Source organism: Aminiphilus sp. (assembly GCF_029975095.1).
In the GTDB taxonomy this organism is placed as follows: Bacteria; Synergistota; Synergistia; order Synergistales; family Aminiphilaceae; genus Aminiphilus.
This window is the reverse complement of sequence record NZ_JARKPW010000016.1, coordinates 1-3,818: the sequence shown is the minus strand read 5'-3', so window position 1 is coordinate 3,818 and position 3,818 is coordinate 1. Positions and strand designations below refer to the sequence as shown.

3 protein-coding genes are annotated in these 3,818 nt (G+C 59.6%); all 3 read left to right on the top strand.

Going from position 1 to position 3,818, the window contains the following annotated elements; all coding sequences use genetic code 11:
- Positions 1-2,370 (top strand): DNA gyrase subunit A (gene gyrA / locus Q1K49_RS01035; protein ID WP_300521779.1); only part of this gene is annotated, 2,370 nt, incomplete at its 5' end.
- Between the two features lie 3 nt (positions 2,371-2,373).
- Positions 2,374-3,003 carry a phosphatidylserine decarboxylase family protein gene (locus Q1K49_RS01030; protein WP_300521775.1) on the top strand — a complete coding sequence of 210 codons (630 nt, stop codon included), beginning with the start codon at positions 2,374-2,376 and terminating at the stop codon, positions 3,001-3,003.
- Positions 2,990-3,730, top strand: coding sequence for a CDP-diacylglycerol--serine O-phosphatidyltransferase (gene pssA, locus Q1K49_RS01025; protein WP_300521773.1), 741 nt, complete (start codon positions 2,990-2,992; stop codon positions 3,728-3,730). The genes Q1K49_RS01030 and pssA overlap by 14 nt, the downstream gene beginning before the upstream one ends.
- Positions 3,731-3,818: the final 88 nt, after the last annotated feature.

Here is a 3,818-nt window from a genome sequence, read left to right as displayed (position 1 = left end):
TACCTCGATTACGCCATGAGTGTCATCGTCGGTCGCGCTCTTCCGGATGCACGGGACGGTCTCAAACCGGTTCAGCGTCGCGTGCTCTACGCCATGCTCGAGCTGGGGCTTCGCCACAATCAAGCCTACAAGAAATCCGCCCGCGTCGTTGGAGAGACCATGGGAAAGTACCATCCCCACAGCGATTCGGCGATTTACGATACCATGGCTCGCCTGGCCCAGGATTTCAGCATGCGCTATCCCCTTGTGGACGGCCAGGGGAATTTCGGCTCCATCGACGGTGATCCTCCCGCAGCCATGCGTTACACGGAAGCACGCCTTTCCGCCCTGGGGGAGGAAATGCTCGAGAATATCGACGAGGAGACCGTCGATTGGGGACCGAACTTCGACGACTCCCTCAAGGAGCCGCTGGTGCTTCCTTCGCGCATTCCGAACCTCCTCGTGAACGGTTCCACGGGTATCGCCGTGGGCATGGCCACGAATATACCCCCCCACAACCTCACAGAGGTGGCGGACGCACTCTGCTACATGCTTGACCATGAGGACGTGGAACTGGGAGAACTGCTCCATTTTCTGCCCGGCCCCGACTTTCCCACCGGCGGCGAGATTCTCGGCCGGGACGGTATCGTCGAGGCCTACCGGACGGGGCGCGGCAGAATTTCCGTCCGTGGAAAGACCCACGTCGAGGACGTCAAGCGGGGAAAACGGGCCATCGTCATCACCGAGATTCCCTATATGGTGAACAAGACCAACCTCATAGAGGCTATTGTCAGAGGCGTTCAGGAAAAACACCTGGATGGCATCACCGACATAAGGGATGAATCGGACCGCAGAGGGCTGCGCATCGTTCTTGAGGTCAATCGGGACATGGATTCCCAGGTGGCGCTGCGGCAGCTCTATTCACGGACTCAGCTCCAGACCACCTACGGCGTCATCAACCTGGCTCTCGTGGACGGCCAGCCGAGGGAATTGCCGCTCCTGGAGATGCTCAAGGTGTTTCTCTCTCACCGTCGCAACGTGGTCCGCCGGCGCACCGCTTACCGCCTCCGCAAGGCCGAGGCGAGAGCGCACATCGTGGAGGGGCTGCTCAAGGCGCTGGATATCATCGAAGAGGTCATCGCGGTGGTGCGCGGGTCCAAGGATCCGAACGAGGCCCGCCAGGGATTGACGGATCGTCTCGGGTTCTCCGAGCCGCAGGCTCAGGCGATTCTCGACATGCGCCTCCAGCGTCTCACCGGTCTGGAGCGCCACAAGCTGGAGGAGGAATACGCGCAGCTCCTCGGTGACATCGAAATGTACCGTTCCATCCTCGCGAATCCCAAGGTGCTCGACGGGGTCGTGAAGGAAGAGATCGAGGACGTGAAGGCGCGTTTCGGCAACCCCCGGAGGACGGAGATTCTGGATGCCATGGAAGATGTTTCCATGGAGGATCTCATTCCGGAGAAAGAAATCGTGGTCGTCCTTTCCCGAGACAACTATCTGCGCCGGATGATGCTTGAGGAATACCGCCTGCAGAATCGAGGCGGAAAGGGCGTGAAGGGAGCGACGCCCAAGGAGGAGGACGAAATTTCTCTTGTGACCGTCACCACCACGCATCGGGATCTCTTCCTCTTTACCACCAAGGGACGGGTCTTTGCCATTCGGGGACACATGATTCCCCAGCCGAGGTCCGGAAAGGGAAAGCCCGTGAGTTCCTTCATCTCTCTCGAAGAGGACGAGAAGGTGGTGGCGCTCCGGGACAGCCGTCTTTCCGGAGCACGGTTCATTTTCTTCATCACGCGCCAGGGTGTGGCGAAACGCATGCCCGTGACGGAGCTGGAGAACATCACCAGGGCAGGGCGACGGGTCCTGTCGCTGGATGCGGGGGATTTCATCGCGAGGGTTCGGTGCACCTCCGGTGAAGAGGATCTACTCTTCGTCACCGCCTTCGGGCAAGCCCTCCGGGTTCCCGAGAACGAATTCCGTCCTCTGGGGAGGCAGGCCAGGGGCGTGAGGGGCATTCGCCTGGACGAAGGAGATGTCGTTGTCGGATGCGACGTGGTGCAGACCGGAACGGACCTTTTGCTGATCAATGAAAAGGGTCTCGGCAAGCGAACGCCCTTCGAGGAATTTACCCCTCACCATCGCGGTGGTGGAGGGGTGCGTGCCATGCGTCTGGGGGCCAAGACGGGACTTCTCGTGGGTTCCTGGGGTGCCGCAGAAAAGGACGAGATTCTGCTCATTTCCAACCGGGGACGCATGGTGCGTCTGGCGGCGGAGGATATCCCGGTCCTGAGCAGAGAGGCGACGGGACCGATCGTGGTTCGCCTCGACGAGGGAGACGAGGTGGCCGACGCGAGCATCATCCGCGCTGAAGAGGAGGAGGAATAGCCCGTGCGCATTGCAAGGGAGGGCTTGCCCGCCATCGGAGGAATGTTCTTCATGTCCCTCGGGGGATGGTTCGTCTCTCCCGCTCTGTCTGCGGTATTCCTTGTCGTGTTGTGTTTTCTCCTGTGGTTTTATCGGGACCCCGAGAGAAGATCCCCGGAGAATCCGGCGCTGTGGGTGAGTCCCGCAGACGGCAAAATCGTTGAGGTGGAGGCGACGGAACATCCCTTCACGGGGCCGGCGACGCGTGTGGGCGTGTTCATGTCTCCTCTGGATGTACACGTGAATCGCGTCCCTTGGAACGGAGAAGTGACGTATCTCCAGTATGTGCCTGGAAAGAAGTGGGTGGCCTACGGTCCCAAGGCTTCCGCGGAGAACGAGCGTTTTTACCTGGGCATGGAGACTGCGGCGGGTCCCGCACTGGTCGTGCAGATTGCGGGGCTTCTGGCCCGTCGCATCGTTTGCAGGGCTCGTCGAGGGCAGCACTTGACCCGAGGCGAAAGATACGGGATGATACAATTCGGTTCGAAAGTCGATCTTTATCTCCCCTCCACCGTGCGTTGCGTCGTATCGGTGGGACAGAAGGTGAAGGCCGGCGAGACGGCTTTGGGGGTGGTACGTGATGAAAAAGAATAGGCACGTTCGAGGTGTTCCCTTCACGAAGATCATTCCGAACATGATTACCAGCGGCAACCTTCTCTGTGGCATGTTGTCCCTGGTCATGGTGATTCACGGAAAATTCGTTCCCGCAGCGTGGTTGGTGTTCGCCGCAGTCTTTTTCGACTACATGGACGGAAAAATGGCGCGAAGCCTCGGGGGTAGCAGCGCCTTCGGTATGGAGCTCGACAGCCTTGCCGATGTGGTCAGTTTCGGTGTTGCGCCGGGTCTCATCGTCTACGGGGCGTACCTGCACGGCTTTCTCGGTGTTACGGGGGCTCTTGTCGCGGCGTTTTTCGCGCTGTGCGGCGCTTTGCGGCTCGCCCGCTTCAACGTCATGCACGTGCCGGGTTCTTTTCAGGGGCTTCCGATTCCCGCGGGGGGGCTTTTCGTCGCTTCCTTCGCCATGACGGGGTTCTCCCTGCCGCCCCTGGTGATGGCGCTCATCACCGTGGGAACGGCGATGCTCATGGTATCGACGGTCCCCTACGGAAACCTGAAGAAACTGCGAAAAGGCAACGTCAACAGAATAAAAGTGACTTTTCTCACGACCTTTGTGGCGGTGCTGTTCATCACACTTCGGGAAAAGGCGCCCCTCGCGGGAATCCTTCTCTACGTGGTGAGCGGCCTTCTCCGTTTCGATTGGGGGGCATGGCTCAGCCTCGAAGCGGACGAGGATCCCGAGACGGAGCATCACGAGGGATAAGAACAGGAAGATGCGTTCTGTGAGTGAAGATTTTTAAAGAAAAAGTACGCAAAAACAGAGGAAAGGCCTAGGCCTTTCCTCTGTTTTT

Excerpts from the sequence above, each read along its gene's own strand:
- pssA (WP_300521773.1), top strand. The coding sequence starts at position 2,990 with ATGAAAAAGAATAGGCACGTTCGAGGTGTTCCCTTCACGAAGATCATT.